The 18,429-nt window shown below is 55.7% G+C and carries 15 protein-coding genes; 8 read left to right on the forward strand and 7 right to left on the reverse strand.

Features of this window, described 5'->3' with window-relative positions; all coding sequences use genetic code 11:
• The first annotated feature begins 408 nt into the window (after positions 1 to 408).
• Entirely contained in the window at positions 409 to 2,667 is a 2,259-nt protein-coding gene (locus tag N438_RS24915; RefSeq protein ID WP_008807289.1) for a TonB-dependent siderophore receptor, read from the forward strand.
• A gap of 263 nt (positions 2,668 to 2,930) precedes the next feature.
• Here the strand turns inward: N438_RS24915 and N438_RS24920 are convergent, their stop codons facing one another.
• Positions 2,931 to 3,299: a helix-turn-helix transcriptional regulator gene (locus tag N438_RS24920; RefSeq protein WP_008807288.1), complete on the reverse strand. Its 369-nt coding sequence runs from the start codon at positions 3,297 to 3,299 to the stop codon at positions 2,931 to 2,933.
• Positions 3,300 to 3,332: 33 nt separating this feature from the next.
• Entirely contained in the window at positions 3,333 to 5,093 is a 1,761-nt protein-coding gene (locus N438_RS24925; RefSeq protein WP_116696569.1) for a tannase/feruloyl esterase family alpha/beta hydrolase, read from the reverse strand.
• Between the two features lie 626 nt (positions 5,094 to 5,719).
• On the opposite strand from N438_RS24925, the gene bamA reads away from it, so the two are divergent.
• A complete protein-coding gene (bamA, locus tag N438_RS24935) occupies positions 5,720 to 8,143 on the forward strand; it encodes an outer membrane protein assembly factor BamA (protein ID WP_012969159.1) in 2,424 nt (807 codons plus the stop codon).
• Between the two features lie 39 nt (positions 8,144 to 8,182).
• On the opposite strand, the gene N438_RS24940 is transcribed toward bamA, so the two are convergent.
• On the reverse strand, positions 8,183 to 9,349 hold the full coding sequence (locus tag N438_RS24940) for an L-dopachrome tautomerase-related protein (protein WP_012969158.1): 1,167 nt from the start codon (positions 9,347 to 9,349) through the stop codon (positions 8,183 to 8,185).
• Between the two features lie 129 nt (positions 9,350 to 9,478).
• On the opposite strand from N438_RS24940, the gene N438_RS24945 reads away from it, so the two are divergent.
• On the forward strand, positions 9,479 to 10,426 hold the full coding sequence (locus tag N438_RS24945; protein WP_012543179.1) for a LysR family transcriptional regulator: 948 nt from the start codon (positions 9,479 to 9,481) through the stop codon (positions 10,424 to 10,426).
• Between the two features lie 270 nt (positions 10,427 to 10,696).
• The gene (locus N438_RS24950; protein ID WP_008807283.1) at positions 10,697 to 11,050 is read left to right on the forward strand and encodes an anti-adapter protein IraM; all 354 of its coding nucleotides are present in this window, start codon (positions 10,697 to 10,699) and stop codon (positions 11,048 to 11,050) included.
• 38 nt (positions 11,051 to 11,088) lie between these two features.
• Here N438_RS24950 and N438_RS24955 read toward each other — a convergent pair whose 3' ends face one another.
• Genes N438_RS24955 through N438_RS24965 form a run of 3 tightly spaced genes read right to left on the reverse strand, consistent with a single transcriptional unit; the run spans position 11,089 to position 13,641 of the window.
• The gene (locus tag N438_RS24955; RefSeq protein WP_116696570.1) at positions 11,089 to 11,850 is read right to left on the reverse strand and encodes an inositol monophosphatase; all 762 of its coding nucleotides are present in this window, start codon (positions 11,848 to 11,850) and stop codon (positions 11,089 to 11,091) included.
• A gap of 10 nt (positions 11,851 to 11,860) precedes the next feature.
• Positions 11,861 to 12,874, reverse strand: a complete 1,014-nt coding sequence (locus N438_RS24960) for a LacI family DNA-binding transcriptional regulator (RefSeq protein WP_023323471.1) — start codon at positions 12,872 to 12,874, stop codon at positions 11,861 to 11,863.
• Positions 12,871 to 13,641, reverse strand: coding sequence for a ribonuclease Z (locus N438_RS24965; protein WP_116696571.1), 771 nt, complete (start codon positions 13,639 to 13,641; stop codon positions 12,871 to 12,873). The genes N438_RS24960 and N438_RS24965 overlap by 4 nt, the downstream gene beginning before the upstream one ends.
• Positions 13,642 to 13,803: 162 nt before the next feature.
• Between N438_RS24965 and N438_RS24970 the strand changes: the two genes are divergently transcribed.
• From N438_RS24970 to N438_RS24985, 4 genes are read left to right on the forward strand one after another with little or no spacing between them, the layout of a single operon-like run.
• Positions 13,804 to 14,835, forward strand: a complete 1,032-nt coding sequence (locus tag N438_RS24970; RefSeq protein WP_023323472.1) for an ABC transporter ATP-binding protein — start codon at positions 13,804 to 13,806, stop codon at positions 14,833 to 14,835.
• A gap of 29 nt (positions 14,836 to 14,864) precedes the next feature.
• Positions 14,865 to 16,004, forward strand: coding sequence for an extracellular solute-binding protein (locus N438_RS24975; RefSeq protein WP_008807278.1), 1,140 nt, complete (start codon positions 14,865 to 14,867; stop codon positions 16,002 to 16,004).
• 60 nt (positions 16,005 to 16,064) lie between these two features.
• A complete protein-coding gene (locus N438_RS24980; protein ID WP_008807277.1) occupies positions 16,065 to 16,898 on the forward strand; it encodes a sugar ABC transporter permease in 834 nt (277 codons plus the stop codon).
• A complete protein-coding gene (locus N438_RS24985; protein WP_012543174.1) occupies positions 16,895 to 17,752 on the forward strand; it encodes an ABC transporter permease subunit in 858 nt (285 codons plus the stop codon). Before N438_RS24980 ends, N438_RS24985 begins: the two co-directional genes overlap by 4 nt.
• A 46-nt stretch (positions 17,753 to 17,798) precedes the next feature.
• On the opposite strand, the gene N438_RS24990 is transcribed toward N438_RS24985, so the two are convergent.
• Entirely contained in the window at positions 17,799 to 18,080 is a 282-nt protein-coding gene (locus N438_RS24990) for a YjcB family protein (protein WP_008807275.1), read from the reverse strand.
• Between the last annotated feature and the right edge of the window lie 349 nt (positions 18,081 to 18,429).

Raw genomic sequence — 18,429 nt, forward strand, 5'->3', positions numbered from 1 at the left:
TTTTTAATGATAAATAGAAAATGATGATGATATTTTTATTTTATTCTTCTCCATTTGTTTTGTTGTAACTGTTTGATTATTTGTGTTTATTTTATTTTTCCCCGATATTGATTATTATCATCTTGATAATGAATCTCATTTTTATTACCGTAGCACAGCACATTACTCTTATTATTCGCTGTCTGGATTACGCTATCAAAGAATAGCGCGCAGCGCTTTTTCTCTAATGATGAAACAGGGCACTTAATTTTATTATGCCTCATGCTGTTTTCTTATTCCCATGACTATCGGGAAGGGGCTGACCTACGCCAAAATCTGGCGAGGCGCAGAGGCGAGTATTTTATCCCATTGTTTTTTCAATTGGGGAAGGCGTTATGCCCGACAGCAACAGAAAACAGGGCATATTCTATGAAATACACGTCTCACTTCCCGCTGGGGATCGTCATTCCTTTGCTCGCCTGTAGCGTGCCGCTGCAGGCGGCAGAGAATATGACAGAACAATCGACGCGCGATAAGAGCACCCCAACGGCCGAAAACCAGGAGGAAACGATGGTGGTGACCGCTGCCAGGCAGAACCTGCAGGCACCGGGCGTGTCGACCATTACCGCAGAGGAGATTCGCAAACATCCCCCCGCCCGCGATGTATCGGAGTTAATTCGTACGCAACCTGGGGTAAACCTGACCGGCAACTCCACCAGTGGTCAGCGCGGCAACAACCGGCAAATTGATATCCGTGGCATGGGGCCCGAGAATACGCTGGTGCTGGTCGATGGTAAACCGGTGACCAGCCGTAACTCGGTGCGGTATGGCTGGCGCGGCGATCGTGACTCCCGCGGCGATACCAGTTGGGTGCCAGCGGAGATGATCGATCATATCGATGTGATCCGCGGCCCGGCGGCGGCGCGCTATGGTAATGGCGCGATGGGCGGGGTCGTCAACATCGTGACCAAACCGACCACGCCAGAATGGCACGGGTCGTGGAATACCTATATGAATGCTCCGCAGCACCGTAAAGAAGGGGCGACGAAACGTACCAACTTTAGCCTCAATGGTCCACTGTCGGACAGTGTCAGCTTCAATCTCTGGGGTAATTTGAGTAAAACCCAGGCCGATGCTCAGGACATTAACGCCGGGCATGAAGCGGAGCGTACCGGTTCCTACGCCGGTTCTTATCCCGCCGGACGTGAAGGGGTGGTGAACAAAGATATTCACAGTAAGCTGCGCTGGGAGTTCGCCCCGATGCAGGCCCTGGAGTTTGAGGCCGGCTACAGCCGCCAGGGCAACCTCTATGCCGGCGACACGCAAAACACCAATACCAGTACGTTGGTGAAGAGTATGTACGGGAAAGAGACCAACCGTCTCTACCGGCAAACTTACGGCGTCACATGGACCGGCGGCTGGGATAATGGCGTGACCAGCAACAGCTATGCCCAGTACGAACACACCCGTAACTCGCGAATGAATGAAGGGCTGGCGGGCGGTACGGAAGGGATCTTCTCCAGTAGCGAGTTTTCAGATATCGATCTGGCCGATGTCCTGCTACATAGCGAAGTGAATATTCCGTTTACGCTGGGGGTCGATCAGAATCTGACGCTGGGCACCGAATGGAATCAGCAGCGGATGAAAGATGGCGTATCGACAACCCAGGCGCTCTCTTACGGGACTATCGACGGTGTGTCGGCTACCGGTCGTAGCCCGTACTCCAGCGCCGAGATCTTCTCGCTGTTTACCGAAGATAATATGGCGCTAACGGACAGTACCATGCTGACACCCGCCCTGCGCTTCGATCACCACAGCATCGTCGGCAATAACTGGAGCCCCTCACTGAACCTCTCCCAGGAGTTGACGGATGACTGGACGCTGAAGCTGGGCATTGCCCGCGCTTACAAGGCACCTAACCTCTACCAGTTGAACCCGAACTATATTCTCTACAGCAACGGTCAAGGCTGTTATGCCAGTAGTTCCGCCTGCTATCTGATGGGGAATAGCGACCTGAAAGCGGAGACCAGCGTTAATAAAGAGATTGGTCTTGAGTACAAGCATGATGGCTATCAGGCGGGAATCACCTGGTTCCGTAACGACTATCACAACAAGATTGAGTCAGGGTACGCGGCGGTGGGCACCGCCAGCAACGGCACCACCAATATCTATCAGTGGGAAAACGTACCAAAGGCGTTAGTGGAAGGCCTGGAAGGAACGCTGAATCTTCCGGTGGGGGAGACGGTTAACTGGAGCAATAACCTGACATGGATGCTGCAGAGCAAGAATAAGACGACCGGCGACCGGCTGTCAGTGATCCCGCAGTTTACCCTGAACTCGACTTTGAGCTGGCAGGTTCGTGAAGATCTCTCCCTGCAGAGCACCTTTACCTGGTATGGTCGACAGAAACCAAAACGCTTTAATTATAAGGGCGAGGCGGTCAGCGGCAGCGAACTAAACGAAGTCAGCCCATACAGCATTGTCGGCCTCAGTGCGACCTGGGATGTGAACAAAAATCTGAGCTTCACCAGCGGGATAGATAACCTGTTTGATATTCGCCACTACCGGGCAGGGAATGCGCAAACGACCGGCAACGCGACGACGGGGGCTTATCTGTATGGCGCGGGTGCGGAGACCTATAACGAGTCGGGGCGGACCTTCTTTATGAGCGTTAATACTCATTTCTGATGATCCTGATGAGGAGTAAACCGGGTGCAGCGCGACCCGGTTTTTTTATTTCAGATGAGAGCGGAGGAGGCGGTTATAAATCGTGACAAAATCTTCACGCCCTCTACATTATTAGCTCAACATATCCTTTTATACTGATTTCCGTCGCGCAAGGTCGTTGATCCCGACCGGGTTCGATAATAGCATCCTGCTATTTCCCTTCTGTAATATCCCCTGTCCCCCTTCCATTCCCAACCGCAGCGATGCGGAGGAGGGGGACCTCCTTATTTTTGCCGCGTGATCTGATAGCGATACTGAGTGGGTGTGAGCGCATAATATTTTTTGAAGGTACGATTAAACGCACTGAGATCGTCATAACCGACCATCATACAAATATCGACGATTCGGTAACCAGGCGTCGTCAGCAATAAACGGCAACACAGCGACATGCGCTGCTGGCGGATATATTCCATGGGCGAACGATCAAAATAATGGCGGAAGAGTCGAAATAAATGCCAGGGGGAATAACCAGAGATATCGCTCAGATCGTCGACGGTCAGTTTCTTATCCAGATTATTATCGATCCACAGGAGCAGGTCGTTTAATACCGATTGCTGGAGCGTTTTGCTACGCATGATTGCGGCTAATCCCATAACGAATGGCTCCTCAGCGAGGAGCCTTGGGGTTTATTGAACAGTGAGTTCGCCGTGGCGAACCTGATAATTTTTTTGATTATCAGGGCCAATATAGTCGCTGGCGGGTTTTGCCAGCTGCAGATGACCAAACGCGGTTGATTGCTCTGCATGATAATTTTCGCCGTCATTCACGTCGCCGTGCCCGTTATAACGGGCAATGGCCGGAAAGGGGTACGCCGGGCGAGTCGCGATAACGGCTGGGGCGGCGTCAGCGTAAGGCTGACTGACTTTCTGCACGCCGTGAAACTGCGTTTGGGCATCTGGTTTTTCTGTCATCGGCGGCAGGCTGGTGGCGGCTGGCGCCCGTTTTCCGGCCATGATCTCTTGCGGCGCGATGCCTTCCTCGGTCCAGCGCATCAGCGGGGTAAGGAGATCAATTTGGTCGTAACCTTCGCCATTACCGCAATGGGCTACCCCAGGCAGCAGGAATAACCGCAGGAAGGTATCCGTTGCGGCATGGCCCATCTCTGCTTCTACGCCGCGGTAATAGGCGATAGAAAAGGCTGGGCTGACGGAGTCATCGGCCAGACCGTGCCACAGGATAAGCTTGCCGCCGCGCTGTTGATAGGCATGAAGATTGGTATTTGCCGCGTTATAGAGCGGTGCCAGTTGAGCGACGGCGTCAAAATTCTGCTGGTTCAGTGGGAAATCCCGCATCGATTGGGTCTTCTGTTTTCCTCCCGGCAGGAGCACGGATTGCAGAGCCGGCAGTACCATCATTTCCGACATCGAGTGGCCGGTCGGGGTCTCGGGCACCGGCCAGCGTAGCTCGGAGCCCAGCGGCAGACCGCCAGCGACAAACTGGGCGCCGTGGCTGTCGTAAGCGCCGCGGTAGAGTTTTTTCACCACCTCGATCTCTTCCTGCGTCAGGCAGGTAGAACGGTCCTGAGCATCGGCAGGACAGCGGGGGAGCCATGACTCAGAGAACTGACAGGCATACGGATTTTGCAGGATACCATCCTGCACGCCGGAAAGCGTCGGGCAGTGAGCCAGCACGGCCTGGTGAATCAGAGGAAGGCGATCTTTCAGCAGGATAGCGGTACCGTCCGGACGCTGATTGGCGGCCACATTCCAGCCGTGGAAGAAGGAATTCTGAAACTGGAAAAAGGCCGCAGGCGCGCCAGCGCTGATACCGTCAAAATCTTGCGGAAAGCGCTGTGCTTCCATCAATGCTTCGCGACCGCCGTCTGAGCAGCCCATAAAGTACGCGTACTTTGGTTGCTGGCGGTAAAGCGTCTGAATCACCGCTGTGGTCAGCACGGCGGTCAGGTGGTTGGCGCGCCAGGCAAAATCGATGCGCTTTTGCGGATCCTCGGCCCATGAAGCATCCATCATACTGCCATGGTGCCCCATATCGGTTGCTGCCACCACAAACTCGCCGTTCATTGCCGGCAGGCAGCCGCTGGCATTCGACAGACTCAGGTTAATACTCCCGCACAGTCCGCCGCAGCCGACCTGCAAGAAACGTTGACTCCAGCGTTGGGTCGGCAGGGCAATCTGCACGCCAATCTGGGGGGCGATAGTGGCGCTCACCTTGCACCAGCTTCCCTGCGCGGAGGTCTGCATTTCAGTGTGGTTGATAGTGACCTTTGCGCCAACGGCGGCGCTGAAGTCGGTCGCGCTCAGCGCATCGCATGTTAGCGCGGGGAGAACCATCGGCAGACTGGCGGCAGCCTGCGTGGGTGAAGCGAACGATAACCCAAAGAGGGTGCAGAGGATGACGGGTAAGATCGTCTTGAGTAAGCGTGTCATACGCAGTTCCCTGTTGCTAATGATGGGAGGCGGCAGGATGGCGAAGCCTATGCCTCACCTTCCCTGGCGAGGCGCCACTGCTTGGCTATTGTAGATAACGATAGACTTTCCTTGATGCCTTGATAGGGCGACCCTACTGTATTCTGCTATTTTGAGGAAAATATGGAGATGTTCGTTAACGGCCTTTGGCAGTGTATACGGGGTAGAATGTTGTGATATCAGTTGCATAATTTATTCAATTTCTCTTCATTATATCTGCTGGGTTTCAGGATATTTTTCTCCCTGTTCCTGGTGATCCCAGAGAGCATCATTCCTAACGAGAATTTTCCCCCTTTTCATTAACAAGAAAGGGGGCTTTTTTAATAAAAAAACGTTCAGGTAAATCTAAATATAGCCCTGGTGTTGGCCATTAGAACCACGGCGTTCAGCAAAAGTTCCATCATTAAATATATTTTTAAAGATGATTTAACATCCTTTTTTTCTCCATTTTATCGCCATAATTGCATGTAATTCTGCGCCTCGCTCAGGTTATTTTCTGTCGCACATTTTAGAGATGCATCCTGAACAAATAAGCTCAACGCCAGCAGAATACTGCTATTGCTCATTATCTCGTAGACGACACATTCATGTTAAAAAAGACTCATATCATCAGCGGATTATTGATCGCCCCTTTAACGTTATATGCCGCAACATCATATCAAGTTGATGATATCCGTTTTGAAGGGCTACAGCGCGTGACCGTCGGGGCGGCGCTATTAAGTATGCCATTGCACGCGGGAGATGCGGTGACGCCAGAAGATGTCAGCGAGGCTGTGCGCGCGCTGTATGCGAGCGGCAATTTCGAGAATGTGCAGATCCTGCGCGATGGGAAAACGCTGGTGGTGCAGGTTAAGGAACGGCCCACTATTGCCAGCGTCAGTTTTTCCGGGAATAAGTCAGTGAAGGATGATGCGCTAAAGGAAAATCTCACCGCGTCCGGTATTTCTGCAGGTAGCGCACTGGACAGAAATTCGCTTAGCGAAATAGAAAAAGGGTTACAGGATTTCTATTACAGTGCGGGGAAATACAGTGCGCAGGTTCACGCGGTGGTGACCCCGTTACCGCGTAATCGCGTTGACTTAACGTTCGTCTTTCAGGAAGGCATCTCGGCGAAAATCGCACAAATAAACATTATCGGTAATCAGGCGTTTCGGGAAGAGACGCTCCTGGACCAGCTTCAGCTACGCGATAATGTGCCGTGGTGGAACGTGGTAGCCGATAAAAAATACCAGAAGCAGAAGCTGGAAGCCGATCTGGAAACGCTGCGCAGTTTTTATCTCGATCGCGGCTATGCGCGCTTTGCTATCGAGTCCACGCAGGTCAGTATGACGCCAGATAAAAAATCCCTGTATATCACTATCGCCCTCAATGAAGGCGAACGTTATCGGGTCGACCGAACTCAGGTGACAGGCGACCTGGCGCAGCATGGCCCGGAGATCGAGGCCCTTGCCCAGCCGCTGGCGGGGGCATGGTACAGCGGGGCGCAAGTCACCACAGTTGAAAATGAGATCAAAAAGCGTTTCGGTAAGTATGGTTATGCCTGGCCGCAGGTGACGACCACGCCGGAAATCGATGATGCGCATCACCGCGTGGCGCTGCATATTCAGGTCAACGCGGGCCGCCGCTACTCGGTACGCCAGATCCGATTTTCCGGTAACGACACCTCCCGGGACGCGGTGCTGCGTCGTGAAATGCGCCAAATGGAAGGGGCGTGGCTCAACAACGAAAAAGTCGAACAAGGGAAAGTACGTCTTGACCGAACGGGTTTTTTTGAGAACGTTGAACAGCAGATCGTTCCGGTCAGTGGGACGGCAGATCAGGTCGATGTGGTCTACAAGGTGAAGGAGCGCAACACCGGCTCATTTAACGTGGGCCTGGGATTTGGTACGGACAGCGGCGTGAGCTATCAGCTTGGCGTGACTCAGGATAACTGGCTGGGAACGGGTAATAGCGTTAGCTTCAACGGGACGCGCAACAGCTACCAGTCTTATCTTGAACTGGGGGCGACGAACCCGTGGTTTACCGTCGATGGCATCAGCCTGGGCGGAAAGATTTTTTATAACAGCTATGATGCTTCCGATGCGGATGCCGGGAGCTATAACCAGCAGAGCTATGGCTTAGGCAGTACGCTGGGGTTTCCCATTAGCGAAAATAACTCCCTGAACCTGGGACTGGATTATGTTCATAATCGCCTGACCAATATGGATCCGGAGCTGACGACCTGGCGCTACCTCAGCTCCCGGGGAATCGAGCCCAGCGTGGTGACGAAAGATGGCGACAGCGGCGCGAAATATAGCGCCAACGACTATTTTGTGAGTCTTGGATGGGGATATAACGATCTCGATCGCGGCTTCTTCCCGCGTGCGGGAAACAAGAGCAGTCTTAGCGGTAAAGTGACCCTCCCCGGTTCGGATAATAGCTACTACAAGCTCTCATTTGACACCGCCCAGTATCTGCCGCTGAGCGAGAATAAGCGCTGGGTCTGGATGGAACGTTTGCGTGCAGGCTATGCCGGTGGGTTAGACGGCAAAAGTGTACCGTTCTACGATAACTTTTACGCCGGCGGCTCGTCGTCAGTGCGCGGCTTCTCTTCTAACACCATTGGGCCTAAAGCGGCCTATTACCGCTGCAATGGTAGCGAAAGCAGCTATAGCGCCTGCCCGCTGGACGCCTCATCTGATGCGGTCGGCGGGAATGCCATGGCGGTGCTGAACAGCGAATTTATCATTCCAACCCCCTTTGTGAATGATAAGTACGCCGATAGCTTGCGAACCTCGCTGTTTGTTGATGCCGGGACGGTCTGGAGCACATCCTGGCAGAACACCGCGCAGACGCTGGCGGCAGGGATCCCTGATTACGGCGATCCGGGTCATATTCGTCTCTCCGCGGGGATTGCCGTGCAGTGGATGTCTCCCCTCGGTCCACTGGTCTTCTCCTGGGCAGAGCCGTTTAAAAAGTATGATGGCGATAAAGCAGAACAGTTTCAGTTTAATATTGGCAAAACCTGGTAAAAACGCAGGCAGGTCCAACGGGCCTGCCTGCCGTGTGGATCAGGGTTGCACCACTTTCCAGATGGTATATTTCTCTTCTCCCGGTTTAACCGCCTGAGCGAAGTGTTGGTTTAAATGGCTGGCGGTGAACATTACCGCGCCATCCGGGCCGATAGTCGGCGTATCGGGCCAGTACACGCGGTCGTCAGCGGCCAGCAGGGTGAACCGCCCGCTCTGCGGGCGATAACGGACAATACCGTTATGGGTCACATCGGTGATATAGAGTGCGCCATGCTTATCGACCACGATCCCATCGCTATTCCCGCCGACCTCACCCGCGGTACGGATGGCCGCGGCGAGCTGGCGTTCGTTCATCGCGGGATCGCGCAGCGCGGCGGTGGCGATGGTCCGCGCCGTGGTACCGGTGGTGACCGTCCAGTAGAGGGTTTCCTGGTCCGGTGACAGCGCAATACCATTGATACCAAGCATAATGGGGTTGCCCGGCCAGACCGTTTCCCCATGTGAAACCACCTGCAGACCGGCAACCGGCATCAACGCCGGGTGCTGGTTCAGTACCCGGCGGACCGCCCCACGGTTAGCATCCGCGACGATCAGTCCGGCCTGATTGTCCGGCGCGCTGCGCAGGCCGCTGTCGGCGATATACGCCACCCGGCGCGCCTCATCGACCACAATATCGTTGAGGAAGCTTCCTTCCCGGTCGGCGACGCTGTCGAGCGGAATACGCTGCACCAGATGACCGTCGCTGAGCGCATAGATCATGATTTTTTGCGCCCCCGGCGGCGCCGTCTTTTCCCCTGCGACAAAGCCCTGATCTAACGCCCATAGCCAGCCGTTGCGGTTATCGACGTAAAAGCCCAGCACATTGCGCAGGTGCGTGCGGGGATCGGCGCTGATGCTGTTGGCCGCGGTGGACGGAAAGGCGGTGAGTCGTGCCGGGCCGCTCAGGGACTTGGTATCGAGCAGGCTGAGCGTGGCGGGCGCCTGGGTCGAAATCAGACGTGGGGTGCTAACAAATGCCCGACCGGCGGCGTCAAAGTGCAATCCTGCGATGGGCGCATTGACGGAATGCGCATCGACGCGCTGCTGCCAGGTGACCCCGGTATAACTGCGCCATAGCGCCAGATGGGCAGGGGCGTCAGGCCCGGCCGCCAGTGCGGTCTGCCCCAGGGACAGCAGGCCGAGAACGAAGAGTGAAAAACGATGCATCATGGTCTCCAGAAAGCAGTAAAAAAGAGGGGCAGATGGCCCGGTTAAGCCTCGGTAAACGATTTTATTAAATCCCTTCGGGAAGATAAGATGCCTGGAATGACAATCATTTGTTCTCTGGAGAACCAAATGGCCCGGCGGTTTGATTATCTTGCGGATGTAGAAGTCTTTCTGGCGGTGGCCGAGCGCGGGTCGTTTACCGCCGGCGCGGTGGCGCTGTCGTCGACGCCGTCGGTGTTAAGCCGGGCCGTCACCCGTCTTGAAACGCGTCTGGGGTGCCAGCTGCTGCGCCGCTCCACCCGGCGGATCAGCCTGACCGAGGCCGGAAGCGCCTATCTGAGTCAGGTCCGCCAGGCGTTTGAGGTGCTGGATAATGCCGAACGGGAGACGCAGGGGCAAAAAGGGGCGTTATCCGGGCGCGTTAAATTGAGCGCCCCCACCACCTGGGGACACTATCGTTTGCCCGCCCGGCTGGCGTTATACCGTCAGTTGCACCCCGACGTACAGATTGAGCTGAATATTACCAACCGTAATGTCGATATTATCGCTGAGGGCTTCGATCTGGTGGTGCGCCAGGGACATTTACCCGACAGCGGCCTGGTGGCAAAAAAGCTGGAAGATGCGGCGCTATGTCTGGTGGCCTCGCCGGCCTATTTACGCTCGACAGCGAGACCGCTGAGTAAAATAGCCGATTTGCGCCATCATTCATGCCTGACATTTATTATGCCGGCAACGGGAAAAGTCGCCGAATGGGTATTTCGTGAGGATGGCCGGGATATCAGCTGGCTGCCGACGTCATCTCTGCATGTCTCCGATGATGTGCTCGGGGTGGTCTCGCTGGCCCTGCAGGGGGCGGGGATCTGTCAGAGCTATGCGTTTATTGTGCAGGAGGCGATCGCGCGCGGGGAGCTGGTTCCTGTTCTTCCGGCGTTCGCCGGACGTTCACGGCCTTTCTCGGTGCTTTACCCGCCGCATAGAAGCCAGTCAGCCGCTGCCCGGGCATTAATTACCCTGCTGACCATGCCAGCCGAGGCGCTGGCGACGCTGTGCGCGACATTACCTGATGCCTATGGCTGAGGGCTCATCCACAAGGACTAAGACGTTTTGTCAATTATGTTTATATTATCTTATTTTTTATTATATTTTCTTTTCTGTGGTTAATTTATTTCTTTTTTTATAGAGGTTAACCATTAATCTCTTGATGAAAAATTAAGGTTACCGATAATGGGTTATGTTGTTAGGAATTGTCTTAAGTCACATAATTGTCAGGTGTGCTTGCAGTTTATAATGATGGATGCTATCACTATATAAGGTAATAATTTGTAGCATCTTTTATAAGGAAGGAATATGAAATGGACAATTCTTAATACTCTCATCTGCCCGCAATCCGGCATCGCCTTTTCAGCAATATCCAGCCTGCGTTTCTTAAAATTTATTATGTGGTACGAGGCCGATGTGATACTGCTGCCCGGCGAGTCGATGAAGCTCTATTCCTCGAGAGTTTTAATTAATGACCAGTATCATTCATTAAAAATCTACAATATTACGGTGTACGACGAGGCGCAATGGGAGAAATTACGCGAACGGCCATCTTGCCCGTATCAGGCTGGCGGTAAGCAGTCTGACTCCTGTTTTTTCCAGTCCTTTTGCGCGATTAAGCGCTGCCCGAATAATATTCCGCGCGGTGAACCCTGGCGTTAGCCCGAGAAAGCCGCCGGTCGGCTACCGGCGGCGCGATGTTATTTGACCAGCAGGGCGGCCATTCGTGGCTGGACGCTTGCGCAGCCGGCGAGGACGAGGTTGCCTTGCCGCAGCCCTTCATTGGCGAGAAATGCATTGCACGTTCCGCCCGCCTCCTCAATCAACAGCATACCCGCCAGCGCGTCCCAGCTGTTCATATGCGCTTCAAAATAGCCATGGATCTGACCGGCAGCGACATGCGCCAGCATCAGAGCGCCCGCGCCAAAACGGCGATACTCCAGGCCGGCGTCGAGCAGCGTGTCGATGGCCCGGGCATAGTCGCTGGCCGGGGCGCGGCTGGAGCGCCCCATGCCGATCACCACCGCGTCGGGATCCGGTTCACGCAGCGTCAGGCGACGACCGTTGAGAAACGCCCCTTCGCCGCGGCCGGCGAAGAAAAACTCATCGCGATCGGGGGCGTAGATGATGCCGAGCGAGAGTTCGCCCTGGCACACTCTCGCCAGTGAGATGCACCAGTAATCCATGCCAAGGATAAAGTTGGTGGTGCCATCCACGGGGTCAAGCACCCAGACGGTGTGCTCATCGCCTTCGAAACCGCTCTCTTCACCGAGGAAACTCTCCTGCGGAAAGTGCGCCTTCAGCCATCCTTTAATCTCCCGTTCTACCGCGAGATCTGCTTGCGAAACAAAGTCCTGGCGCGATTTTTTATCGACCTGCAATCCCGCATCGCGCAGCGCCTGGGCGTGGGCGCCTGCCTGGCGAATCAAGGCGCATAATGACTCTCGTTGTGCTTCCGTCATGGTCTTGCTCTCAGATAATAAAGGGCGACGTGCGCCGGTGAATTAATGTCACCTCCACCCAGGTGGTGCGTGAAGGTTGTAAAGGGTCGACGGTGCGCTCCTGCAGCCGGGCGAGGGTCTGGCGGGAGATCGCCGCCACATCCTGATGTAGCGTGGTGAGCTGGTAGCTATATTGCGCGGTCGGCGGCGTGTTATCAAAACCAATCAACTGATAATCCTCAGGCGCCTGTTTGCCGCGCTGGCGCATTCCATCGAGAAAGCCGCAGGCAATCTGGGCGTTAGCGCAGAAGATCCCCTCCAGCGCCTCGTCGGCGAGCGCCGCGGCCTGAAACCCGCCCGTATAGCCCTCTTCCGGGCAGGCGAGGATCGCCAGATTGCGTTCGACGTCCACTCCGCGCGCCTGCAGTGCCCGGCTGAATGCTTCCCCACGCATGCGCCCGGCCCAGGTGGAAGGTGAGTGGTTGAGCCAGCCAAACCGCCGGCAGCCGCTGCGCAGCAGCTGGTCGGCCGCCAGTTCGGCGCCGGCGACGTTGTCAGAGCAGACATAATCCACCCCGGGTATCGTCGGCTGGCGGTTTATGCCCACTACCGGGATATGCTGCTGGACGCACTCATTCACCAACGCCTCCGGCGGCTGGCCGGAGGTGACGATAACGCCTGAGACGCGAAACTGCGTGAAACGGCGCAGGGTGTGCGCCAGGTCCTGCTCGCTGTGGATCTCGCTCACCAGCGCCTGAAAGCCCTGGCGCTGGATCTCGTTGAGCAGGGCATCAAGCAGGGCGCTGCGAAAAGGATCGCTGATGCGTGAGACGATCACGCCGATTAAGTGGCTGCGCTGGCGATTGAGCCCCTGGGCAAGAAAGTTAACCTGGTACCCCAGCTCTTCGGCGGCGCGCAGCACCCGCGCCCGGGCGTCGGGAGAGATGCTGCCGTTGCTGCTCAGCGCGCGTGACACGACCGCCCGCGAGACGCCGGCCAGTCTGGCCACATCCTGGGCGGTGACGCTGGGTTTACGTGGGCTCATAGGGCATGCGCCTCGTCGGCGAATGCGGGACGCGGCAGCGTAAAGTGGTCCCCATCCTGCGACACGAATAATCCCTGCCACGGCTGACAGGCTTGCTTCAGCGCCGACAGGGCGGCGTCCTCGCAGTGATAGAGCCCCAGCGCCGGGAGCTTCAGCGTTCTGAACAGCATCAGGCAGGAGGGGAAATCGCCATGAGAAGCATCGTCGTCAAGGGCCGCCACTGAGGCACACTCCTGAAACGCCAGCCCGGCGCCGGCCATCAGGGCTATCGAGTCGGCGGTTGGCCGGCCATCGCCGCTGTAAAACAGCGTCTGCCCGGCAATGGTGATGCGGATGGCGCGATTACTCAGCTCATGCTGGGTGGCGGCGGTGCGGATCTGCCAGTCCTGCCACGTCCAGGCTTCGCGGCATTCCTGCCAGTCGATGGTGAAACCAGGGTCCGCCTGAGGCCAGTTCGCCAGCGCGGCCAGCTGCATGAGCACCGGCTGCTGCGCTGGCTGGCAGTAGATAATCAGCGGCTTCTGGCGGGCGTTACTTTTCCAGTAATTCAGTAGCGCCGTCAGACCGGTGCAGTGATCCGGATGGACGTGGGTGAAGTAGATTGCGTCAATATCATTGACCCCACCGCCGCGCTGCCAGAGTGCGCGGGGAACGGTGGGGCCGCAGTCGATTAACCACTGTTTGTTGTCCGCGTCGATCACCCGCAGCGCGGAGGTATTTTGCGTGCAGGAAAAGGCGCTCCCGCAGCCAAGCACATCTATTTTCATTGACCCTCGCCAAAATTTTTTGCCGCTTAATTAAATTGTCATAAATACCCGACAAAGTAGGCTCACATCATGTCGAGTTAACGTTGCATTTTTTTTACAGCCAAATGAACACGTGTTCACCTTGCTAAAAAAATGCCGCAGCAGCGCTTTCAGGTAGCGAATATGAGTTATTTACAGATCACCGGCCTTAAAATTAGTTATGGCGATAACGTGGTTTTACATAATATCGATCTGGCGGTCGAGCAAGGGGAAATGATTGCCCTGCTGGGTCCGTCGGGATGCGGAAAAACCACGCTGCTGAACGCGCTCTGCGGCTTTATTCCGGTGCAAAGCGGCGAGATGGCTATTGCCAGTCGAACGATCACCCATCTTGCGCCGGAGCAGCGCAATATCACCATGGTGTTTCAAAGCTACGCCCTGTGGCCGCACCTGACGGTAGCGCGCAATATCGGCTATGGCCTGAAACTGCGCAAATGGCGCGGGGCGGATATCGCGCGGCGGGTGGCGGAGCTGCTGCGAATAGTGAATCTTGAGGGACTTGGCGAGGTGAAAGTGACCGAACTGTCGGGCGGTCAGCGGCAGCGGGTGGCGCTGGCGAGAGCCCTGGCCATAGAGCCCCAGGTGCTGGTGCTGGATGAGCCGTTATCTAATCTGGATGCCAAAGTGCGCCTGAATGTGCGCCATGAAATTAAATCTCTGCAAAAGAGACTGGGTTTCACGTCATTAATTGTCACCCACGATCAGCAGGAAGCCTTAGTGATGGCGGACCGCATTGCGGTATTAAATCAGGGGCGTATTGAACAAACTGGCACCCCGGAACAAATATATCAACGTCCCGCGACGCCCTTCGTCGCTGATTTTATGGGCGCCGATAATAAAATAACCTCCGGTGAATTATCCGCTGCCGCAATATCCGGTTTATCCGCCGCTCAGCAGGGGGAAAAAGTTATTTATTTTCGCAGCGCTGATGCCGCGCTCGCTGAATTAACGCAGCCTGCGCCGCAGGAGGGACTTGCTCTGGAGGGCGTGGTGGAGCAAAGCGCGTTTCTGGGCAATCTGTATCGCCACAGCGTGCGCTGTCATGACCGCCTGCTACTGGCCGATGCCGCGCAGTGCTGGCCGACAAAAAGCCGCGTTCGGCTCCATGTGCCAACGCCGGCCCTGCATATTTTTCCTTTACCACTATCACAGTGATATCAGCGTGTTCATTCTGGGGACAATCCATGTTGACTAAGACGAAAGCAGCGATCGTAACGACCCTCTTCCTGAGCCTTGGCGCACAGGCCGACACCATTCTGAATGTCGCCACCGCGGGCGATCAGAATATGGTGGATTATGTAAAAACCTGGCTGGGGCCAAAATTTGAAGCCGCTCATCCCGGCGTCAAGGTGCGGGTGATCGGTACCGGCCCCGGCGACGCCGGGTCGAATAAAATTAGCGAGAAGCTAACGGCCCAGCAGGAGAGCGGCGCGCAGCAGTGGGATATCGACGTCGCGGTAGTGCACCAGAAGGCGGGCGGTGAGCAGGTGGAAAAGGGATTACTGCAAAAATACCGTCAGGATATTCAGACCGGCGGCATGGTGAGTTCGCCGAGCGCCACTCAGGCGCTGGGCGTTAACGTCGACGGATACGTCATGCCGATGTTCTTAAGCCAGACCGCTATCGCCTGGAACAGCGATCTGCTCAGTACCCCACCGGCGTCGTATGACGAGCTGGTGGCCTGGACGCAGAAACATCCGCAGGCTTTTGGCTATAACGGCATCAAGAACGGCATGTCCGGCGTCAGCTTTGTGGTGGGCTGGATCTACGCCTACGGGACCGACGCCCAGCGTCTCTCCGCCGGGCCCTATGATAAAAGCGTCGAAAAAGGCTGGCAGCAGGCCTATGAGAAGCTGAAGGCGTTCAATAAAAACGTAACTTTTACCCCGGGCAACGCCGGGACGCTCGATATGCTGAGCCGGGGGGAAATCGCCATGGGCCCGGTGTGGGTCGATATGTTCTATAGCTGGAAAGATCAGGGCAAGCTGCCGCCCTCGATCAAGCTTGCTTTACTGGCGCCGGGTATGCCGGGTCAGCCGATGTATTACGTCATCCCGGCGAAGGCGGCGAATCCGCAGCTGGCGCGCGACTTTATCGCGCTGGCCACCAGTCCGGAAGTGCAGGCGCAGGGGATCGTTAAGCAGTTTAACTGGTATCCGGGCATCGACGCCGGGCAGGTGAAGCCGAAGCTGGATACGGCGACCTGGCAAAAGCTGTTTGCCGAAATCTCGCCGGAAGCGCTGGCAAAGTATGGCAAAAGCTTCCCGATCGCTCCCTATTTTGACGACATCAAAGAGGGTTACGAAAGCCAGGTGGCCAACTAACGCCTTCTCTCGCCCGGGTTGTCGGCCCGGGCGCTTTCTTGTGTTGACGCCAGGTGCATTATGTCCAGTTCATTAAAATATCTGCTGCTGGTTGCTCCGGCGGCGCTGATGATCGCGATCCTGTTTTTGTATCCGCTGGGGTTTTCGCTGGTCTCGGCGTTTACCGCGCCGGGACAGCCGTTCACGCTCGATCACTTCCGCAAGGTCTATGCGCTTTACGCCAGTGATGTGCTCTTTTCGCTGATTATCGTACTGGTCTCAGTGGCGCTGTTAGCGCTGATCGCCATTACCCTGTCGGCAGTGATTGCGCTGTCACCGTGCCGACCCGTTGTTCGTCTGCTGGGTTTTTTGTATCGCTTACCGCTGTTTATTCCGTTTATTGTCGTCGCCCAGATGATGCGCACTTTTCTCGCCAAAAATGGCCTGATGAACAATGCGCTGGTGGCGGCTGACCTGGTCACACCGCTGGAGACGCTCTCCTGGCTGGGATGGAAAGGGATAGTGATCACCTTTGTCTGGAAGCAACTGGCCTTTGCCACGCTGCTGATCTGCGGGGCGATGGCGGCGCTGGAGTCGTCGCAGATCCTTGCTGCGCGTAACCTTGGCGCCTCCCGGCCGCGGATCCTGTTCGATATCATGCTGCCGCAGGTCCTGCCGACCATCGGCGTGGCGCTGGTGCTGTCGACGGTGACCATGATGTCGGTGCTGTCGGTACCGTTGATGATCGGCGTCGGAACGCCGACGATGCTGACGGTGGATATGGCGTTTCGCGTGAATTCCTATGGCGATTACGCGGTGGCGAATGCGCTGGGTGTGGTGTCCCTGGCGATCTGCGGCGCGCTGTCGTGGTTTTACCTGCGCCACAGCCTGCAGCAAAAAGGAGGGGAATCATGAAAGCGCTGACCCTCGCCTCATCCCCGTCATGGTGGATAAAAGGGCGCCGTAAAGTGCGCGCCAGCCTGGCGCTGCAGACCCTGCTGCTGCTGTTTATGCTGCTGGCGATGTTTGGCCCGTTGCTGAACCTGTTGATCTGGACCGTAGCGGAAAGCTGGTATTTTCCCCATTCGTTGCCCAGTCAGTGGGGGTTGAAGTACTGGTATCAGGTTTTCAATCCATACAGCGATGTGTCCGGTTCGCTGTTAACCAGCGTGTTGATCGCCCTGTTATCGGTGGGGGTCTGTTTGCTGATTTCCGTCCCCGCCGGCTATGCGCTTTCCCGGCGGAAAATGCCGCTGCGGGTGCTGTTTATGCTGCTGTTTCTCATCCCGCAGGCCTTTCCCAACCTGACGGTATACATGAATGTTGCCCGATTGTTTTATCAGTGGGGATTGAACGGCAGTATCGCAGGGGTGGTACTGGTGCATAGCGTTCACGGCCTGATGTATTCGGTGTGGATCTGTATGGCAGCCTTCTCATCCATCGACCCGCTGCTGGCGCGGGCGTCGCGTAACCTTGGCGCCGGACCGGTATATACCTTCTGGCACATTGTGCTGCCGCAGGCGGCGCCGGGGATCGTTGCCGCCAGCATCTTCGTTTTTCTGGAGTCGCTGGATGAGTTTACCGGCACCTTCTTTGTCGGCGCGCCGGATATCACCACGCTGCCGCTACTGCTCTATAACGCCAGCATGTCGGGTAACTATCAGGTCTCGTCGATTACGGCGCTGATTTTGCTGGTGCCATCGCTGCTCTTTATGGTGGTGATCCATAAATTTATGCGCCCGGAGATGATGGCGAAACTGGGGAAGTAAGGACCGTAGAAAACGAAAAAGCTTCCCGGTGGGAAGCTTTTTAACCTCAGGTCATCATCATTGGCCATTCTGGCGGCGTCTGACTCATGACCTCAATCATCACATCTTTGATATTACCCCAGATTTTTGCGATATCGATCAGGGTGATGCCCAGCAAACCGGTGGCGAACCAGCAGGCGGCGGCAAGGCCGAGGCAGCTGCAGATCACTGCCAGACCGGCATAATCGCTTTTCCGTAACTGGATATTCAACGAGCTGGCGAGAAACATCAGTACCGCGCTCACCAGGGGCCAGCGCAACAAAACGACACTGGTAGTAATGGAAGCCATTAACCTATCCTCAAAGAAAGTCGGGGAGCCATGGATGACCTGGCGCGACTGACGATGGCATAGCGCTCTGGTCTCGACTGGCAAACTAGAGAGTGATGAAACGTCATTTCTGTTTCATCAACTTGTGTGAACTATATCACACTTGGTGCTTTATTCGCCAGCCAAAAAATGAGCTTTCGCTGCGCTTAATAAGCTTTGATTTTGTGTGGATATAGGTAAGCAAAACCCGATGATCTTATTTTCATTCTCTTGCTAATGATTATTATTCTGCGGGTTTTATTACCAGTTCCTGTTTATTACACGGAGAAACCGAGTCAGATGCGCGTCTATTCTTAATCTGACGAGAATA

The sequence above is a fragment of the Klebsiella sp. GL120222-02 genome (genome assembly GCF_003097195.1).
Lineage (GTDB): Bacteria > Pseudomonadota > Gammaproteobacteria > Enterobacterales > Enterobacteriaceae > Klebsiella > Klebsiella variicola.

What these genes read in the sequence shown, in the direction of transcription:
- N438_RS24915 (WP_008807289.1), top strand. Translation starts at nt 409, where the DNA reads ATGAAATACACGTCTCACTTCCCGCTGGGGATCGTCATTCCTTTGCTC.
- N438_RS24990 (WP_008807275.1), bottom strand. Translation starts at nt 18,080, where the DNA reads ATGGCTTCCATTACTACCAGTGTCGTTTTGTTGCGCTGGCCCCTGGTG.
- N438_RS24940 (WP_012969158.1), bottom strand. Translation starts at nt 9,349, where the DNA reads ATGCATCGTTTTTCACTCTTCGTTCTCGGCCTGCTGTCCCTGGGGCAG.
- N438_RS24960 (WP_023323471.1), bottom strand. Translation starts at nt 12,874, where the DNA reads ATGAGCCCACGTAAACCCAGCGTCACCGCCCAGGATGTGGCCAGACTG.
- N438_RS24975 (WP_008807278.1), top strand. Translation starts at nt 14,865, where the DNA reads ATGTTGACTAAGACGAAAGCAGCGATCGTAACGACCCTCTTCCTGAGC.
- bamA (WP_012969159.1), top strand. Translation starts at nt 5,720, where the DNA reads ATGTTAAAAAAGACTCATATCATCAGCGGATTATTGATCGCCCCTTTA.
- N438_RS24945 (WP_012543179.1), top strand. Translation starts at nt 9,479, where the DNA reads ATGGCCCGGCGGTTTGATTATCTTGCGGATGTAGAAGTCTTTCTGGCG.
- N438_RS24970 (WP_023323472.1), top strand. Translation starts at nt 13,804, where the DNA reads ATGAGTTATTTACAGATCACCGGCCTTAAAATTAGTTATGGCGATAAC.
- N438_RS24955 (WP_116696570.1), bottom strand. Translation starts at nt 11,850, where the DNA reads ATGACGGAAGCACAACGAGAGTCATTATGCGCCTTGATTCGCCAGGCA.
- N438_RS24925 (WP_116696569.1), bottom strand. Translation starts at nt 5,093, where the DNA reads ATGACACGCTTACTCAAGACGATCTTACCCGTCATCCTCTGCACCCTC.
- N438_RS24920 (WP_008807288.1), bottom strand. Translation starts at nt 3,299, where the DNA reads ATGGGATTAGCCGCAATCATGCGTAGCAAAACGCTCCAGCAATCGGTA.
- N438_RS24965 (WP_116696571.1), bottom strand. Translation starts at nt 13,641, where the DNA reads ATGAAAATAGATGTGCTTGGCTGCGGGAGCGCCTTTTCCTGCACGCAA.
- N438_RS24985 (WP_012543174.1), top strand. Translation starts at nt 16,895, where the DNA reads ATGAAAGCGCTGACCCTCGCCTCATCCCCGTCATGGTGGATAAAAGGG.
- N438_RS24980 (WP_008807277.1), top strand. Translation starts at nt 16,065, where the DNA reads ATGTCCAGTTCATTAAAATATCTGCTGCTGGTTGCTCCGGCGGCGCTG.
- N438_RS24950 (WP_008807283.1), top strand. Translation starts at nt 10,697, where the DNA reads ATGAAATGGACAATTCTTAATACTCTCATCTGCCCGCAATCCGGCATC.